Genomic DNA, 16,464 nt, shown 5'->3' with positions numbered 1-16,464 from the left:
ACGCCGGACGTACGGTCACGAGCGCCCCAGCGCGGTCGCGTACAGGTCGTAGCTGCGGGCGTCGTCGAAGCGGTGGAGCAGCTCGGCGAGCAGGTGGTCGGCGGGCTCCGCCGGCATCCGGACCGCCGAGCGGTCGAGCCGGCCGGCGACGCGGGTGAGCGCGGTCGCCGCCCAGTCCGGCCCGGCGAGGAAGCCGCCGGCCGGACGGTGGCGCCACACGCCCAGGCAGGCGGCGCCCGCGACGAGCAGCGCGTAGCGGTCGGCCAGCGCGTAGGCACGCGGGCCGAGCTGCTGCGCGGCGGGCCGGGCGGCGAGTTCGGCGCAGCCCTCGCGCAGCGCGCCGAGCTGCGCCACGAGCACCCCGGCGGCCTCGGCGAGCGGTCCTTCGGCGTGCCGCGCGGACTCCTCCAGGGAGCCGAGCAGCGAGTCCCGGTCGGCGGGCAGCCCGTTCTCCCCCACCTCGCAGGGCGGCAGTCCGGCGTCGAACGGCCGGAAGAGCCGGGCGAGTCCGCCGTCGTCCCCGGCCCCGGCGAGCGAGGGCAGCCGCAGCAGCTGCCCGACGAGCACGGCCCTGCTGGCCGAGGCTCCGGCGCTGCCCAGGCCGAGCATGGGGAGATCGCGCGCGGTCTTCTGGAAGATCGCGTAACTCCCGCTGGTGGCGTACGCCTCGGAGCCGAGCACGATCGACAGGTCGTCCATCGTCTCGGTGAGGATCATCGGCAGCAGGTACTTGGCGACGGCGGCCAGGGTCCGGCTCTCCCGCGGCAGCACGTGCGCCGCCCGGGTGGCGACGAGCGACAGGCAGTCGCACACCAGCAGGTCGGTGAAGGCGTTCACGAGCGCGGTGCGGGTGCGCGAGGAGTGCAGCGAGGACGGGCTGCGCTGGCGGCGCGAGCGGGCGAAGGCCGTCGTGGTGCGCAGGGCGGTGTCGGCGCAGCCCAGGGCCATCGACAGACCGGCGCTGCGGGTGAGCGGGAAGACGTGCTCGGCGAGCCGGGTCCCCTCGCCGGCCGCCCCGAGCAGCCGCCCGGTGGCCGGCCGGTCGCCGTCGAAGGCGAGCCCCTGGACGGCGCAGCCGCGCACGCCGACGGTCGGGCGGCGCGGCAGCAGCCGGATCCCGGCGCCGTCGGGGTCCGCGGGGCCCGGCGCCAGGAGGGCGCTCAGCCCGTCGGGCGTGTCCGCGAAGAGGACGAGGGCCCCGGCGCGGGCCGCGTTGTTGAAGGCGTCCTTGCGGCCGGCGATGCGGTAGCCGGAGCCGTCCGGCACGGCGGTGAGCCGGTTGTGCAGGAAGTCGTTGCGCTGCGGCGGCTCGGGATAGGCGCAGGCCATCCGGCCCTGGGCGAGCAGCAGTCCGGCGGTGTCCCGCCGCTGGCCCGGGGTCCCGGCCGTCCACACGACGACCGCGGCCAGGTACGAGGTGAGGCCGTAGCCCAGGCCCAGCGCCGCGTCGCGCCGGAACACCGCGCGCAGCACCCGGGCGAGGGCGTCGAGCCGGTCGAGCCTGCCGCCCAGTTCGGCGGGCACGAACTCGGCGTTCAGGCCGAAGCGGTCGAGCAGCCGCTCGGCGGCCGGCAGCAGCCGCTGCCCTTCGTCGGCGGCCAGGAACTGCTGGGCGCCGAGCGGGTTGCCCGGGTCGTCGAGGTCCCCGAAGTCGTGTTCCAGCCGGGCGATGCGTTCCTGGACGGCGACCTCCGAGGAGTCCACCGGGTCCACCACCGTCGTCATGCCATCCCTCCGTCCTGCTCTCGCCCACGGGGCCCGCCGTCGTGCTCGCGCCGCCGTTCTCGTGCTGCCCGCCGCTCGGCGGGCACCGCTCAATTCGCGCTCAAGGTCTTCCGGCCAGAATCGGTTCCGTCGTTTCCGCCGGGCGCGGACGACGGGTCCGTCGACCGCGGGTCCGCGTCCCTGCCCTGCAGGTACTGCTGCCAGAGCGGGTTCTGGTCCACGGGCACCCACATGGAGCCGTAGGCCACCAGTGAGGTCCACACCGACCGCGCGAGCCGCCCGAGGAGCACTCGGGTGGCCACGGGGTCGCCGTTTCCGGTTGCGGGCATGTCGTGCCGTCCCTTCTGAGATTCGGGGAAAGGCCACGATCGCCGCGGCGGCTCGGTGGATCCTCGAGGAACTCTCGTGCGCGCGGCTCCCGGCCGTGCTCGAGCGGTACTCGAGCGGCGTGTGATCGGATGCCTTGGACTGCATGCACCACCGGGACGAGAAGGGGGGCCGGGCGGTGTACCCACGCGAGCGTGAACCTGAACTGACCGTGATCGGGCACTTCGCCACCACCGCGCCGCCCGGCACGTTCGAGCCGCGACTCCTCGCCTACGCCCGCCGCAGGGCGTCCCGCAGGGGCTTCGTGTCCCGGCTGACCGCCACCCTGGCCGGGCCCCCCGGCCGCTACGTCCACCTCGACCGCTGGACCGGCCTCGACCGCCTGCTGCGCGCGGCGCACGAGGAGCCGGCGGTCCCACCCGCGGCGGCGGAGACGGAACTCCTGGTCACGGTCGGCCGGATGGCCCCGAACGGCACGCCCGCCGAGGCGGCCCGGCTGGTCCTCCTGCGCGCCACGGTGGACCACGCCGCCGACCCGGAGCGCTTCGAGCTGGACTTCGGCTCCCTCGTCGGCCTGTGCGTCGCCGAGGACGCCTTCGGCGGCAGTCTCCTGCTGCGCTCGGTCACCGACCCGTACGCCTACACGGGCCTGCTGTGGTGGCACGACCCCACGGCCGACGACCGCGTCCGCGCGAGCACGCCCTGGAGCGCGGCCCGCGCCCGCCTCGCGGCCACGGCCCGCCTGACGGAGGACGTCGCCCGGCCGCTGCCGACGCTCTGACGGGCCCTGCGCCCGACCCTTCCCCGAGGGCTTCTCGAGCGCGCGAGCCAAGCATCGACGGCATGGACGAGACCGAGAAGACGCAGCCGGCGTTCGTCGTGGTGCGGGGCCGGCCGGACCCCGTGGAGCTCGCCGCGGTGACGGCCGTACTGCTGGCCAGACTGCGTGCGGCGGGCGCGGCGGGCGCGGAGGACGACGCCGAGGAGACGGCGGGCGGGGCGGCGCGGGCGCCGTGGGGAGCGGCACGCCGGACGCGGCCGCGGGTCGGATGGACCGCGGCTCACTGACGCCGCCCGGCCCAGCCGCGGTCGAGTGCGCTTCTAGACGTCGTACCTACGGTCGAGTGGCGGGTGAAACGGGCGCCGACGTCGGGGGCGTCAGCGCCCGTACGACACGCAGGGGGCCGGAATGAGCGACTATCGCACGTTCACCGAACTGATGATCGACAGAGCCGAGCGGACGCCCGAGCGCACCGCGCTGCTCATGCTGCCGGACAGCGACGAACGCGGTCGCCCCGCCACGGTCTCGTACCGCGCGCTCGACACCCAGGCCCGCCGGCTGGCCGGCCGGCTGGTCGCGGACGGCGCCGCCGGGGAGCCGGTGCTGCTGCTGCACGACTCCCGGAGCCAGTTCGCGGTGTCGTTCCTGGCGTGCCTGTACGCCGGGGCGGTCGCCGTGCCGGTTCCTCCCTACGGCGGCCGCAGCCACCACGAGGAGCGGGTGGCCGGGATCGTCCGGCAGACCTCCCCGCGGGCCGCGCTCACCTGCGCGTCGCTCGCCCCGGACGTCTCACGGCTGCTCGCCCGGCACGGCCACGGCTCGGTGCCCTGTCTCGCGGCCGACGCGGTCGCCGGGACGGGCACCGAGCGGCTGCCGGAGCCGGACCCGGACACGGTGGCGTACCTGCAGTTCTCGTCCGGCTCCACGGGCAGCCCGAAGGGCGTGGTGGTGACCCACCGCAACCTCCTCGCCAACCAGGAGGCGCTGGCCCGGCTGCTCGGCGCGGGGCCGGACGCGCGGATCGGCGGCTGGCTGCCGTTCCACCACGACATGGGCCTGGTGGGGCAGTTGCTGCATCCGCTGTGGCTCGGGGCGACCGCCGTCACGCTGTCGCCCGAGGCCTTCGTCCGGCGGCCCGCCCGCTGGCTCGAGGCCGTCGGACGGTACGGGATCGAGGTGAGCGGCGCCCCGGACTTCGCGTACGAGCTGTGCGCGCGGCGGGTCTCGGACGAGGAGCTGGCCGGGCTCGACCTGTCGGGCTGGCGGGTCGCGATCTCCGGCGGTGAGCCGGTGTGCGGGAGGACCCGGCGGGCGTTCATCGAGCGCTTCGCGCCCGCGGGCCTGCGCCCGGAGGCGATGTACGCGGCGTACGGGCTGGCCGAGGCGACGCTCCTGGTCTCCGGCGGCCCGTCGGCGGAGGGCGAGCGGACGGTCGACGGCGAGGCCCTGGAGCAGGGCCTGGTGCGCGAGGCGCGGCCCGGGCGGCCGGCCCGCACCCTGGTGTCGTGCGGCCGGGTGGACGCGGCGGCCGGCCGGGTGCTGGTCGTGGACCCGGAGAGCCGCCGGGAGCTGCCGGACGGGCAGGTCGGCGAGATCTGGGTCGGCGGGCCGGGCGTCGCCTCCGCGTACTGGCGCGACCGCTCGGCGACCGCGGAGCGCTTCGGCGCCGTGACGACCGACGGGACGGGCGGGATGCTGCGTACCGGCGACCTCGGCACGGTGGCCGGCGGCCGGCTCTACGTCACGGGCCGCCTGAAGGACGTGATCATGGTCGCGGGCCGCAATCTCTACCCGCAGGACGTGGAGCGCACCGTCCAGCGGGTCAGCACGCTGTTCGGCACCGGCTCGGCCTTCTCCGTACCGGGAGACCGCGAACGCGTGGTGGTGGTGCAGGAGTTGCGGACCAGCCAGCGGTACGCGCTGGACCTGGAGGAGCTGGTGACGGACGTACGGCGCTGCCTCAGCGAGGAGTTCGAGGTGGCGGTCGCGGGCGTGCTCCTGGTGCGCCCGGGCACCGTCCGGCGCACCAGCAGCGGCAAGGTCGAACGGGTCGCGATGCGCCGCCTGTTCCTGAACGGCGGTCTGCGGCCCCTGCACCAGTACCTGGCCGACGACCTGGTGGGAGCGGCGGGCCCGCGCCGGACCTAGGGGTCCGGCCCTGGGCGCGGAAGACGCGTACGGACAACGGAGGGGCGGCGGGCCCGCGCCGCGAGCGGCGGGCGACCCTGGCCGGCGGACGAACCGCCGGCGGGAAGGACCACGGAGCAGGGGGAAGACATGAGCGGAAAGGCACCGGGCGAGCCCGGCGAGAGGGAGTTCGCCGCCTGGCTCACCGAGCGGATCGGCCGCTACGCGGGACGGGAGGTCGGCGACGACGAGGACCTGTCCGGCTGGGGCCTCGACTCGGTGGCCCTGCTCAGCCTGTGCGGGGAGATCGAGGAGCAGTTCGGCCCGCTGTTCGACCCGGCGGACGTGTGGACCCATCCGACCGTCCGCGATCTCGCGCACTACCTGGCGATGCGCCACGGGATGCGCCGGAACTCGGGGCGGGTGCGGGCGGCGTTCGTGTTCACCGGGCAGGGCGCCCAGCATCCCCGGATGACCGCCGGGCTGCACCGGGAGCTCACCGGCTACCGGCGTCACCTCGCCGCGGCGGACGAGGCGATCGCCCCGTACCTGGGGCGCTCGGTGGCTGGGCTGATCCTCGACGGGGACGACCGGGTCCACCAGACGGCACTGACCCAGCCGGCCCTGTTCGCCGTCGGCTACGCGCTGGCGATGACGCTGGTGGAGGAGGAGGGCGTGCGTCCGGTCGCCGTGCTCGGCCACGGCATCGGCGAGCTCGCCGCGGCCGTGGTCGCGGGCGCGCTGGCCCTGGACGACGCGGCCCGGCTGGTGTGCTGTCGCGGTGCCTTCATGCAGTACCTGCCGTCCGGCGGCGGGATGATGGCGACCTGCGCGAGCCCGTTCGAGGCGGCCGACGCGGCGGCGGAGGAGCCCGAGGTGACGATCGGCGCGGTCAACGCGGCGCGCGCGACGGTCCTGTCGGGGCCGCTCGCGGGCCTGGAGCGGGTGCGGGAGCGGCTGGCCGCGGTCGGCATCGCGAGCACCTTCCTCCAGGTCCAGCACGCCTTCCAGTCGCCGCTGATGCAGCCGATGACGCCCCGTTTCGAGGCGGCGGCCCGGCACGTGACGGGCGGGCGGCCGGAACTGCCGTACTACTCCACGGTGTACGGCCGGGAGTACGACGAGCCGCTGTCGACGGCGTACTGGACGGCGCAGATCACCACGCCGGTGCGGTTCGCCGACGCCGCCCGCCGGATGCTCGCGCAGCAGGGGCCGAGCCATGTGGTGGAGATCGGTCCGCGGGCGGTGCTCACGCCGTTCCTGCGGCGGATGGCCGGGGCGCGCGGGCCCGTCTGTCTGGCGGCGTGCCGGGGCCCGGAGAGCGACGCGGTGCACCTGGCGGGCGTGCTGTCGAAGCTCGACGCGGGCCCGTTGTCGGAGGGCTGACCGCGGCCCGGGGCGGGCGAGGGGCCGGCGGCGCACCCCACGGTGCCGGTCCGGCCCCGACCGCCGGGCAAGGCCCTACGGGATCCAGCCGGCCTCCTCCGCGATGCGGATCGCGTCGATGCGGTTACGCGCGTTGAGCTTGTCGACGATGGCGGTGAGGTAGTTGCGTACGGTCCCCTGGGTCAGGAAGAGGTGGTCGGCGATCTCCACGGCGTCGGCGCCGCGGGCCGCGAGCCGCAGCACCTGGGTCTCGCGCGGGGAGAGCGGGTTGTCGGGGGCCTCCCAGGCGCTGAGGGCGAGTTCGGGGTCGATGACCCGCTGACCGGAGGCGACCGAGCGCACCGCCTGGGCCAGCCGCGACGGCGGGGAGTCCTTCAGCAGGAAGCCGGACACCCGCGCGGCCATCGCCCGCCGCAGCGTGCCGGGTCTGCCGAGGCTGGTGAGGATGAGGGTGCGGCAGTCCGGCACCCGGTCGTGCAGCTCGGCAGCCGCGGTGAGCCCGTCGACCCCGGGCAGGTCGATGTCGATGACGGCGACGTCCGGGCGGGACTCCAGTGCGGACGGCACGATGAGGTCCCCGCGGGGCACCGACGCGACGACCTGGAGGTCCGGCTCCAGTTCCAGCAGCGCGACCAGCGCGCCGCGGACCATGTGCACGTCCTCGGCGAGCAGGATCTTGATCAGCAGCATGAGCTCCCCCGATGTGTCCTGTGTGCGCTCAGACGCCTTGTCTGCCCGCGTCCCCGCGTCTGCCGAGCAGCGGTTCGGCGTCCTCGCCCTTGCACGGTCTGAGCGGGGCGACCGCCGTCAGCCGGAACCGGTTCCCGGCGAGGACTCCGGTGCGCATCTCGCCGCCGATCGCGGCGAGCCGGGTCCGCAGGTTGCCCAGGCCGCTGCCGCGGTCCGGGGCGTCGGGGCGGTCCTGCGCGACCACGCCGTCGTTGACCAGGTCCAGCCGCACTGCCTCTCCTTCGATCCGCACCGTGATGACGCACGACTGCACCTTGCTGTGCCTGAGCATATTCGTGACGCCTTCGCGCAGGGCCGTGGCGAGCACGGTGTCCACCAACGGGTGGAGCCGGCCGCAGTCGATGTCCACCTTCGTCTCCACGTCGGCCGCCGCCATGACCTCCGCCACCGACTCGGCCTCCGCCGCCAGCGACATGTCCCGGTAGCCGCTGGCGACGAGACGCACGTCGGCGAGGGCCTGCCGGGCCACGCCGAGCACCGATTCGACCTCCTCACGGGCCCGTTCGGGGTTGACCGGGGTGAGCCGGTGGATCAGCTCGCACTTGAGGGTGATCGCGGAGAGGCTGTAGCCGAGCAGGTCGTGCAGGTCCCGCGCGAACCGCAGCCGCTCCTGGGTGACCGCCATCCTGGCCATCTCGGCCCGGGTCTCGTGGACCTCGCGGACGAGGTCGGTGAGCCGGGTGAGGCCGTAGATGACCAGGCCGGTCAGCGCCGTGGAGACGGCGTAGTAGCCCGTCTCGAGCGCCGAGATCCCGCCGCTGGCCGACCAGCCGAGGATGGCCAGCGGGACCGCGCCGTAGCAGGGCCAGGCGATCCGGCCGGGAAGCATCAGGAGAATCGATCCGGCGAGTGGTCCCGCCATGCTTCCCCAGGCGATGCCCAGCCACACCATGGGCCCGAAGGTGAGGACGACCTGGGAGACCAGGATGGCCGCCCTGCGCCGGCCGGACCACCGGCGGGCGCGGGGCGAGGTGAGCAGGATCTGCAGGGTGTAGAGCGCCGCCACGGCGACGGTGCACAGGACGAGCCCGAGCGTGCCCGACACCACGTTCTGCACGTTGAGCAGGGTGACGACGCCGTATCCCGCGAAGACCACCGTGCTGATCCCCTGGGCGAACCGCGGCGCCAGCAGATCCCTGATGAGGTCGTTGTCCGAAACCCGGAAACGGCCCGCCATGTTCGACTCCTCGCATGGATGTCGGGAGTGTGCGAGTCCGAACTATAATCCGACACCCACCGGATCCGGGGCCAGTCCGGCGCTTCCCGCGAACTACAAGGCCAGCGGTACGGAGTTGAGCTCCTCGTAGGGCGTCGGCCGGGCCAGTTGCCCGAGCCTGACCGGCACGTCGTAGAGCCTTCCCGGCGCGAACCTGGCGTAGAAGTGACGGAGTCCGGGCACGATCACCTTCACGACCGGGATGCCGACGTCCGGCCGCGTCTGGTCGAGCACGAGCAGCTCCAGACCGTGCGCCGCGACCAGGTCGCGGACCGCCTCGACGTCGGCGAGCAGGTCGTCGTTGCGGACGTACGGCGGCCAGGAGGCCGGTGTGCGCGCCGACTGCCCCGGATCGGGCAGGAGTTGGGGCTGCGCCGGGGTGCCGGGCGCCGCTCCGGCGGCCGCGGGCGGCAGCATCTGGACCATCTCGGTGAGCGCCCGGCGCAGCGCCAGACGCGGGTCGAAGTGGGCCCCGAACCCGTAGACGACGTCCTGCACTTCGGCGCCCTCGCGCCGGGACACCGCCGCCACGACGGGGATCCCGAGGTCGAAGGTGAGGTCGAGGGCCCAGACGCGGCGGCCCGCCCGTCCCAGCGCCTCGCGCAGCCCGGCGAGCCACGGCTCGTCGAAGGCGTCCAGGTCGATGCCCGGCCGGCGGAGCCGGTTGTACCACCACAGCGCCACCGCGTCCCGCTCGACCAGTTCGAGGAAGCCCTGCACCACGGCGTCCTCGGTGCTGCTGCCCGCCGCGTTGCCGTTGGAGTCGGCCCACAGCCCGTCCGGTGAGCCGCCGGGCGCGCAGTCGAAGTACAGCGTGGAGGTGGGCAGCAGCCGGTGGGCGCCGGCGGTGAGCGACCACACCGGGGTCCAGTCGGTGGGCCGCCGCGGGTCGAAGGGCGCGCACACGTGGTGGAACGGGGTGTGGGAGGCGTTCCAGCGGTCCCGGTCGGCGTACTGGCGTTCGTGGAACAGCTGGTACGCGTTCGGGTGGACGGCGCCGTCGCCGAGCCCGGCCAGCGTGTCGGTGACCGTCATCTCGTCGCCCTGCCGGGTGGCGCAGTAACGTTCCACCGCCTCGCCGAGCGCACTGGCCCGCGCCTCGGCCGCCGTCGCGCCCTTGCCGGAGCTGCGCGCCCGCAGCACGCGCCGCATGCTCGCCGGCGAGTGTCCGCGCAGGGCCAGGTTGTGCCCGGAGTCGTAGGCGTGCAGGCCCTCCGGAAGCCCCGCCATGGGGCGGACCTCGGTCACGATGCCGGTGACCGGGCCGATCAGATGGCCGTACCGCTCCAGCATCTGTTCGGCGGACAGCGCGCGGTCGTTGCTGCCCGAGCCCTCGGCCTTGGGCCGCGACACCGGCACCACCGGCCGCCGGGTCCGCTCGGCGACCAGCGAGGGATCCCCGCAGGAAGGACACTGCGGGCGGCGCAGCACCGGGTGGTGGGCGGTGCGCAGGGTGAGGCCGTCCAGGACGCACACCGCCCGCTGCTCCGGCGTACGCAGCCCCGCCAGCCACTTGGCCGTCTCCAGGACGGCGCTGTGCAGGCCCACGGCCCGTACGGCGGGCAGCGAGGAGGCGGGGCGCGCACCGGGCCGGTCGAGACCCAGGGCCTGCCGCACCGACAGCTCGCCCCGGCGGTGCTCGCGCAGCCGGTGCGCCAGACAGGTCCAGCAGGCGCCGTCGCCCTCCGGGTCGAAGACCGGGCCGGTCCACGGCTCGGCGGCGAACGGACTGGCCGGCAGCCACGGCCGGCGCGCGGCCCGTAACCGCTCGGCCACCTCCTCCAGACCGGGCATCAGATAGTCCTCGCACAGCACGAGCGCGAAGTCGGCGCGGGCGTCCTCGCCGACCGGTCTGAGGCCCGAGACCCGGCACGCCGCCCGGGCCGCCTCGCGGTCCACCTCGCCGACACCGATGACCGCCACCGCCCGGCCGCGCACCGCGCCGTCGGCGACCGCGCCGTCGAGCCCCGCGCGGTCCCAGTACGCCTCCGCCGCGGAGCGCTCGGCCGAGCGCTCGGCCGGATCGGCCTGGCCGGCCGGGCACGGCCCGCCGTGGCGGTATCCCACCAGGTTGGCCTCGGCCAGCCGCCGCACCACCCGGCCCGCCACGTCGGCCGGCATGGCCGCCGCGGCGTCCTGGAGCAGTTCGGGCAGGGTACGGCTGCCGTCGAGCAGACCGAGGAGGGTTTCCGCGCCGGCACCGCGCACGGCGGTCATGTCCTGGTCGGACCACACGAACACCGCCTCCCCCGGGACCGACACGGCCCGCACGTGACGCTTGAGCGCCACGAACGGGCCGCGGGCCGGGCTCTGTGCCTCGGTCACGCACCCACCCGGGCGTCGAGCGCCGCCGAGATGCACATGCACCAGCTCGCGCGCCCGCCGTCGGCACGGCTCAGGCTCTCGACCAGGATCTCCTCGAGCGGCCCGCCGGCCGGCCCGGACTCGGCGGTCCGGCTCTCCGACGGAACGAGACGAAGGATGTCTTCGGTGATGTTCATGTGTGCCCCCAGTGATGAACGAAGTGGGCGGGCGGACGCGGCAATGCGAAGACGAGACACGTCACCCGCTCGGAACCGTCCGCGTCGAGGAACCGGAACCGGCCTCGGCGTCTGGCCAGAGTGTGCTGTCGGAACTGGAACCTCCGGCAGTGCAGCACTCATCGGCGAGACATGACATTTTCATGATTGGGGTCGTGCTCCCCTCACTGGGCCGCGAGCCGCTCCGGTGCGAGTCTCGAGTGCCGGACTCCGAAAGGGCCGTCACGGGGACGCCGACGGCCGTGGCCCAAGGGGGAGAAAGCCGAATGGACATCCAGATCCTGGGGTCGCTCGCCGCGCAGGAGCGCGGCGTGTCTGTGGTGCCGAGCGCCGCCAAGCCCCGCCAACTGCTTTCCCTGCTCGCCCTGCACGCCGACCGCGTGGTGTCGGTGCCGACGCTGATGGAGGAGATCTGGGGCGAGTGCATCCCCCGCAGCGCCTCCACCACGCTGCAGACGTACATCCTCCAGCTGCGCCGACGCCTCACCGCCGCGCTCGACGGCGACCCGCGGCGCGACGCCAAGGACATCCTGGTCACCCGGTTCGGCGGCTATCTGCTCCAGGTGGAGCCCGGCCGGGTCGACGCCCACGAGTTCGACCGGCTCGCCGCGGCCGGCGCCACCGCCTTCGAGGTCGGCGACTACCGCGCCGCGTCCGAGCTGCTGCGCCGCGCCCTCGCCCTGTGGCAGGGCCCGGCCCTGGTCGACGTACCGGCCGGCTCGGTGCTCGAACTGGAGGTGCTGCGGCTGAACGAGCAGCGCACCACCGCGCTCGAACGCCGCATCGAGGCGGACCTGCGGCTCGGCCGGCACGCCGAGGTGGTGCCCGAGCTCCGGGTGCTCGCCGCCCGCCACCCGCTCCACGAGGGCTTCTGCGCCCAGCTGATGCGCGCCCTGCACCGCACGGGCGGCAGCTGGCGGGCCCTGGAGGCCTACCAGCGGCTGCGCGGTTCGCTCGTCAGCGAACTCGGCCTCGAACCCTCGGCCGCGCTCCAGGAGCTCCACCGCGCGGTCCTCTCGGGCGACCCGGACCACGCACTGCGGGCGGCGACGGCGGACTGAGCGCGGCACGGACCGCCCGGGCGACGGGTGGCGAGCAGACCACGCGGGCGGGCCGGCCTCGGGCGGGTGTCGCGCGGGCGGGCCGGCCTCGCGCGTGAAGGCCGGTCGAGCGGTTCTCCAGGGGAGGTACCGGGGGCTTCGAGTACGGGCCCCTACGGTGCCGCAATGACGACCTTCGACGAACTCCTCGCCGACAGTCCCGCACCAGCCTCCCCTCCCGAACCCGATCTGCGCCGCTCCACCGACGAGTTGCAACGCCTGAAGGAGGAACTGAGCCGCGGGCCCGACCCCGAGGCCACCCGGCGCCAGCACGCCAAGGGCAAGCTCACCGCGCCCGAGCGGCTGGAACTGCTCTTCGACGAGGGCTCGTTCACCGAGATCGAGCCACTGCGCCGGCACCGCGCCGCGGGCTTCGGCCTGGAGGCCCGCAAGCCGCACGGCGACGGCGTGGTCATCGGCTGGGGCCTGGTGCACGGCCGCACGGTCTTCGCGTACGCCCATGACTTCCGGGTCTTCGGCGGTGCCCTGGGCGAGGCCCACGCGGAGAAGATCCACAAGGTGATGGACCTGGCGGAGGCGGCGGGCGCGCCCGTCGTGGGCCTCAGCGACGGCGCGGGCGCCCGGATCCAGGAGGGTGTCACGGCACTCGCCGGGTACGGCGGCATCTTCCGCCGCAACACCCGCGCCTCCGGGGTGATCCCGCAGATCAGCGTGATCCTGGGTCCCTGCGCGGGCGGGGCCGCCTACTCGCCGGCCCTCACCGACTTCGTGTTCATGGTGCGGGGCACCTCCCAGATGTTCATCACGGGCCCGGACGTGGTGCAGGCGGTGACCGGCGAGCAGATCACCCATGACGGCCTGGGCGGCGCCGACGTGCACGCCGGCGTCTCGGGCGTGTCCGGTTTCGTCTACGACGACGAGGCCGAGTGCCTCGCGGACGTCCGCCACCTGCTGTCCCTCCTCCCCCAGAACAACCGCGAACTGCCCCCGGTCGTCCGCACCGACGACCCGGCGGACCGCCGCACGGAGGCCCTGACCTCCCTGGTCCCGGCCGGGCCCCAGCAGGCGTACGACATGCGTGCCGTGATCGAGGAGATCGTCGACGACGGCGACTTCTTCGAGGTCCACGAGGCGTGGGCGCAGAACGTGGTGTGCGCGCTGGCCCGCCTGGACGGCCATGTGGTGGGCATCGTCGCGAACCAGCCCACCGCCCTGGCCGGCGTCCTCGACATCCACGGCTCGGAGAAGGCCGCCCGCTTCGTGCAGTTCTGCGACGCCTTCAACATCCCGCTGGTCACGCTGGTCGACGTGCCGGGCTTCCTGCCGGGCGTCGACCAGGAGCACAACGGCATCATCCGGCACGGCGCCAAGCTCCTGTACGCCTACTGCAACGCGACCGTGCCCCGCATCTCCCTGGTCCTGCGCAAGGCGTACGGCGGCGCCTACATCGTCATGGACTCCCGCTCGATCGGCGCCGACCTCTCCTTCGCCTGGCCGACCAACGAGATCGCGGTGATGGGCGCGGAGGGCGCGGCCAACGTGGTCTTCCGCCGCGAGATCGCCGCGTCCGACGACCCCGAGGCGACCCGGAGCCGTCTCATCAAGGAGTACAAGTCCGAGCTGATGCACCCGTACTACGCCGCAGAGCGCGGCCTGGTCGACGACGTCATCGACCCCGCCGACACCCGCGGCACCCTGATCCGCTCGCTCGCCATGCTGCGTCGCAAGCACGCCGCCCTCCCGGAGCGCAAGCACGGCAACCCGCCGATGTGACGCGGGGCCTCCGGCGCGACGGGGTCGCCGCCCGAAGGGGCGACGGCCCCGTCGCCCGTCCGGCCCGTTCGCGGCGGGCGGCCGGCGGCGGGCGGCGGACGGCGGGCAGTGGACGGCGGGCAGTGGACGGCGACCATTGCCTTCAACCCATCTCATTGCAACATGACGTTGCTTTCACCTTCACCGTCATTGCATCAATTTCCCATCTCCCACCAGGGAAAAGGCCTCTCAGTTGATTGACGACTTCCTGAACGCAACGTAGCTTTCGGGATGCGTCAACCGCATACGCCGCGAGCTGAGGAATGGCCATGAGCGCATCTCCGCACACCGTCACCACGCTGCCGACGACCCGTCCGGCCGGCTGCCCCTTCGACCCGCCGGCCGAGCTGAGCGAGGCCCGCCGGCACGGCCCGATCAGCCGCTACACCCATCCCGGCGGCAAACCCGGCTGGATGATCACCGGTTACGACCTGGTCAGGTCCGTCCTGGCGGACCCCCGGTTCAGCTCCCGCAAGGACCTCCTGAACGTGGTCGACTTCGAGCTGCCTCCGGCGCCGCCCGGCGAGTTCCTGCTCATGGACGAGCCGCAGCACAGCCGCTACCGCAAGCCGCTGGTGGGCAGGTTCACCGTCCGGCGGATGCGGATGCTGACCGAGCGCATCGAGCAGATCACCGCCGAACGCCTCGACGCGATGGCCGAGGCCGGGGGCCCGGTTGACCTGGTGACCGCGTTCGCCAAGCCCATCCCGACCATCGTGATCTGCGAGATCCTGGGCGTGCCGTACGAGGACCGGGCCTCCTTCCAGGAGCAGATCGACGCGTTCATGGGCGGCGAGGTGAGCGACGAGGAGCTGATCGCCGCCTACACCGCGACCCAGGAGTACCTCGCCGAGCTGGTGGCTGCCAAGCGCGCCAACCCCACCGACGACATCCTCAGCGAGCTCACCGACAGCGACCTCACCGACGAGGAACTGAAGGGCATCAGCCTCATCCTCCTGGCCGCCGGCTTCGACACCACCGCGAACATGCTGTCCCTCGGCACCTTCGCCCTGCTCCGGAACCCGGAGCAACTGGCCGCGCTGCGCGACGATCCCACGCTCACCGACGGGGCCGTGGAGGAGCTGCTGCGCTATCTGAGCGTCGCCAAGACCTTCCACCGCACGGCACTCGAGGACGTCGAGCTGGCCGGCCAGATCATCGAGGCCGGCACGACGGTGGTCCTGTCGTTCCACACCGCCAACCGCGACCCCGAGCGCTTCGCCGACCCGGACACCCTCGACGTCCGGCGGAAGTACGACGGACACCTGGCCTTCAGCCACGGCATCCACCAGTGCCTGGGCCAGCAGCTGGCCCGCGTCGAGATGCGGGTCGCGTTCCGCGCGCTGCTCGACCGCTTCCCCACGCTGCGTCTGGCCGTACCGGCCGAGGAGGTCGCCCTGCGCCCGGAGACCGCGGACATCTTCGGACTGAAGAGCCTGCCGGTCACCTGGGACGAGGAGACGTCATGACCTCGCCTCGCTTCAGCGTCGACCGCGAGCGCTGCATCGGCGCCGGGATGTGCGCCATGACGGCACCGGACGTCTTCGACCAGGACCCCGACGACGGCCTCGTCCTCCTCCTGCACACCACCCCGCCCGCCTCCCAGCAGACGGCCGCCCGGATGGCGGCCGGCGTCTGCCCGTCCGGCGCGATCACCCTTCAGGACCCGGACACCGACCCCTCCTAGCCACCCGCCCCCGGCAGGCCGACGTACGCTGGCCGGCACGAGGGGGTACGACGGCGAGACGTACGGAGCGGTGTGCAGCAGGAGGCCAAGGGAGCGGTCCCGTGGATGGAGGACCGCCAGATCGGGATCTACCTCGGCGCGATGGCCGGCGGCGGCCTGCTGGGACGGCTCGCCCCGGCCGCCGGCCCCGGTCTGGAGCACGCCGTCAGCCCCGTGCTCGGTGCCCTCCTCTTCGTCACCTTCCTCCAGGTGCCCGCCGCCGAGCTGCTCCGTTCCCTCCGCGACGGCCGCTTCCTGGCAGCCGCCCTGGTGGTGAACTTCGTCGTCGTACCCCTCGTGGTCGCCGTCCTGTTCCCGTTCCTGCCCGCCGACCAGGCGGTCCGCCTCGGCGTCCTGCTGGTCCTGCTGTGCCCCTGCGTCGACTACGTCATCGTCTTCTCGGGCCTGGCCGGCGGCTCCGCCCGCCGCCTCCTCGCCGCGACGCCGCTGCTCCTCGTCGCGCAGATGCTGCTGCTGCCCGGATTCCTGTACGTGTTCCTGGGCTCCGGCCTCGCGGACGTCGTGGAACCCGGCCCCTTCTTCGAGGCCTTCCTCGTCCTCATCGTCCTCCCGCTCGCCCTGGCGTGGGCGCTGCAGGCGTGGGCGGCCCGGCGCCCGGCCGGCCGGAAGGTCTCGGACGCGGCGACCACGGCGATGGTGCCGCTGATGGCGGCCACCCTCTTCGCGGTCGTCGCCTCCCAGGTCCCGAAGCTCGGCGGCAGCCTCGGCGACGTCGCCGCCGTGGTCCCGTTCTACGTCGCGTTCCTCCTGGTCATGGCCTTCGCGGGCCGGGCCGTCGCCCGCCTGTTCCGTCTCGGCACGGGCGCCGCGCGGGCGGTCGTCTTCACCGGCGCCACCCGCAACTCCCTGGTCGTCCTCCCGCTGGCCCTCGCCCTGCCCGACGCCTTCGCGGTCGCGGCCGTGGTGGTGGTCACCCAGACCCTCGTCGAGGTCCTGGGCATGGTCGTGTACGTGCGCCTGGTCCCCCGCCTCCTTCCGGCCGGCTGAACGCG

Annotated in this window: 15 protein-coding genes; 9 read left to right on the top strand and 6 right to left on the bottom strand. The window is 74.0% G+C overall.

Annotated features, from left to right (window positions below; translation table 11 throughout):
* Positions 1 to 15: 15 nt before the first annotated feature.
* Complete coding sequence (locus ACFWJO_RS30800) at positions 16 to 1,725, bottom strand: acyl-CoA dehydrogenase family protein (protein WP_386870418.1); 1,710 nt, start codon at positions 1,723 to 1,725, stop codon at positions 16 to 18.
* A gap of 89 nt (positions 1,726 to 1,814) precedes the next feature.
* Positions 1,815 to 2,054 (bottom strand): hypothetical protein, encoded by a 240-nt coding sequence (locus ACFWJO_RS30795; RefSeq protein ID WP_386870416.1) that lies wholly within the window; start codon positions 2,052 to 2,054, stop codon positions 1,815 to 1,817.
* A gap of 176 nt (positions 2,055 to 2,230) precedes the next feature.
* Here ACFWJO_RS30795 and ACFWJO_RS30790 point away from each other — a divergent pair, with 176 nt between their 5' ends.
* From ACFWJO_RS30790 to ACFWJO_RS30775, 4 genes are all read left to right on the top strand, one after another.
* Entirely contained in the window at positions 2,231 to 2,833 is a 603-nt protein-coding gene (locus ACFWJO_RS30790) for a hypothetical protein (protein ID WP_386870414.1), read from the top strand.
* Positions 2,834 to 2,895: 62 nt separating this feature from the next.
* Positions 2,896 to 3,120, top strand: a complete 225-nt coding sequence (locus tag ACFWJO_RS30785) for an acyl-CoA carboxylase epsilon subunit (RefSeq protein ID WP_386870412.1) — start codon at positions 2,896 to 2,898, stop codon at positions 3,118 to 3,120.
* A 121-nt stretch (positions 3,121 to 3,241) separates the two neighbouring features.
* Positions 3,242 to 4,981 (top strand): fatty acyl-AMP ligase, encoded by a 1,740-nt coding sequence (locus ACFWJO_RS30780; RefSeq protein ID WP_386870410.1) that lies wholly within the window; start codon positions 3,242 to 3,244, stop codon positions 4,979 to 4,981.
* A gap of 129 nt (positions 4,982 to 5,110) precedes the next feature.
* Entirely contained in the window at positions 5,111 to 6,346 is a 1,236-nt protein-coding gene (locus tag ACFWJO_RS30775) for an acyltransferase domain-containing protein (protein ID WP_386870408.1), read from the top strand.
* 75 nt (positions 6,347 to 6,421) lie between these two features.
* Here ACFWJO_RS30775 and ACFWJO_RS30770 read toward each other — a convergent pair whose 3' ends face one another.
* The 4 genes from ACFWJO_RS30770 to ACFWJO_RS30755 form a co-directional block, all read right to left on the bottom strand.
* Positions 6,422 to 7,030 carry a DNA-binding response regulator gene (locus tag ACFWJO_RS30770; protein WP_384422565.1) on the bottom strand — a complete coding sequence of 203 codons (609 nt, stop codon included), beginning with the start codon at positions 7,028 to 7,030 and terminating at the stop codon, positions 6,422 to 6,424.
* 34 nt (positions 7,031 to 7,064) lie between these two features.
* A complete protein-coding gene (locus ACFWJO_RS30765; RefSeq protein ID WP_386870406.1) occupies positions 7,065 to 8,273 on the bottom strand; it encodes a sensor histidine kinase in 1,209 nt (402 codons plus the stop codon).
* Between the two features lie 93 nt (positions 8,274 to 8,366).
* Positions 8,367 to 10,637, bottom strand: coding sequence for a TOMM precursor leader peptide-binding protein (locus ACFWJO_RS30760; protein ID WP_386870404.1), 2,271 nt, complete (start codon positions 10,635 to 10,637; stop codon positions 8,367 to 8,369).
* Positions 10,634 to 10,813: a hypothetical protein gene (locus tag ACFWJO_RS30755; protein WP_386870402.1), complete on the bottom strand. Its 180-nt coding sequence runs from the start codon at positions 10,811 to 10,813 to the stop codon at positions 10,634 to 10,636. Before ACFWJO_RS30755 ends, ACFWJO_RS30760 begins: the two co-directional genes overlap by 4 nt.
* 305 nt (positions 10,814 to 11,118) lie before the next feature.
* Here ACFWJO_RS30755 and ACFWJO_RS30750 point away from each other — a divergent pair, with 305 nt between their 5' ends.
* The 5 genes from ACFWJO_RS30750 (at position 11,119) to ACFWJO_RS30730 (ending at position 16,459) form a co-directional block, all read left to right on the top strand.
* Positions 11,119 to 11,913 (top strand): BTAD domain-containing putative transcriptional regulator, encoded by a 795-nt coding sequence (locus tag ACFWJO_RS30750; RefSeq protein ID WP_386870400.1) that lies wholly within the window; start codon positions 11,119 to 11,121, stop codon positions 11,911 to 11,913.
* Positions 11,914 to 12,078: 165 nt separating this feature from the next.
* Entirely contained in the window at positions 12,079 to 13,686 is a 1,608-nt protein-coding gene (locus ACFWJO_RS30745; RefSeq protein WP_386870398.1) for an acyl-CoA carboxylase subunit beta, read from the top strand.
* Between the two features lie 308 nt (positions 13,687 to 13,994).
* The gene (locus ACFWJO_RS30740) at positions 13,995 to 15,194 is read left to right on the top strand and encodes a cytochrome P450 (protein ID WP_386870396.1); all 1,200 of its coding nucleotides are present in this window, start codon (positions 13,995 to 13,997) and stop codon (positions 15,192 to 15,194) included.
* Positions 15,191 to 15,412 (top strand): ferredoxin, encoded by a 222-nt coding sequence (locus tag ACFWJO_RS30735; RefSeq protein WP_386870394.1) that lies wholly within the window; start codon positions 15,191 to 15,193, stop codon positions 15,410 to 15,412. Before ACFWJO_RS30740 ends, ACFWJO_RS30735 begins: the two co-directional genes overlap by 4 nt.
* A 105-nt stretch (positions 15,413 to 15,517) precedes the next feature.
* A complete protein-coding gene (locus ACFWJO_RS30730) occupies positions 15,518 to 16,459 on the top strand; it encodes a bile acid:sodium symporter (RefSeq protein ID WP_386870392.1) in 942 nt (313 codons plus the stop codon).
* The last annotated feature ends 5 nt before the right edge of the window (positions 16,460 to 16,464 follow it).

The organism is Streptomyces sp. NPDC127092 (assembly GCF_042722475.1).
Taxonomy (GTDB): domain Bacteria; phylum Actinomycetota; class Actinomycetes; order Streptomycetales; family Streptomycetaceae; genus Streptomyces.
The sequence above is the reverse complement of the archived record's forward strand: the minus strand, read 5'-3'. Positions and strand labels throughout refer to the sequence as shown.

Coding starts and splice junctions, on each gene's coding strand:
- ACFWJO_RS30730 (WP_386870392.1), top strand. CDS start 15,518: ATGGAGGACCGCCAGATCGGGATCTACCTCGGCGCGATGGCCGGCGGC.
- ACFWJO_RS30795 (WP_386870416.1), bottom strand. CDS start 2,054: ATGCCCGCAACCGGAAACGGCGACCCCGTGGCCACCCGAGTGCTCCTC.
- ACFWJO_RS30735 (WP_386870394.1), top strand. CDS start 15,191: ATGACCTCGCCTCGCTTCAGCGTCGACCGCGAGCGCTGCATCGGCGCC.
- ACFWJO_RS30775 (WP_386870408.1), top strand. CDS start 5,111: ATGAGCGGAAAGGCACCGGGCGAGCCCGGCGAGAGGGAGTTCGCCGCC.
- ACFWJO_RS30765 (WP_386870406.1), bottom strand. CDS start 8,273: ATGGCGGGCCGTTTCCGGGTTTCGGACAACGACCTCATCAGGGATCTG.
- ACFWJO_RS30800 (WP_386870418.1), bottom strand. CDS start 1,725: ATGACGACGGTGGTGGACCCGGTGGACTCCTCGGAGGTCGCCGTCCAG.
- ACFWJO_RS30755 (WP_386870402.1), bottom strand. CDS start 10,813: ATGAACATCACCGAAGACATCCTTCGTCTCGTTCCGTCGGAGAGCCGG.
- ACFWJO_RS30745 (WP_386870398.1), top strand. CDS start 12,079: ATGACGACCTTCGACGAACTCCTCGCCGACAGTCCCGCACCAGCCTCC.
- ACFWJO_RS30785 (WP_386870412.1), top strand. CDS start 2,896: ATGGACGAGACCGAGAAGACGCAGCCGGCGTTCGTCGTGGTGCGGGGC.
- ACFWJO_RS30750 (WP_386870400.1), top strand. CDS start 11,119: ATGGACATCCAGATCCTGGGGTCGCTCGCCGCGCAGGAGCGCGGCGTG.
- ACFWJO_RS30780 (WP_386870410.1), top strand. CDS start 3,242: ATGAGCGACTATCGCACGTTCACCGAACTGATGATCGACAGAGCCGAG.
- ACFWJO_RS30740 (WP_386870396.1), top strand. CDS start 13,995: ATGAGCGCATCTCCGCACACCGTCACCACGCTGCCGACGACCCGTCCG.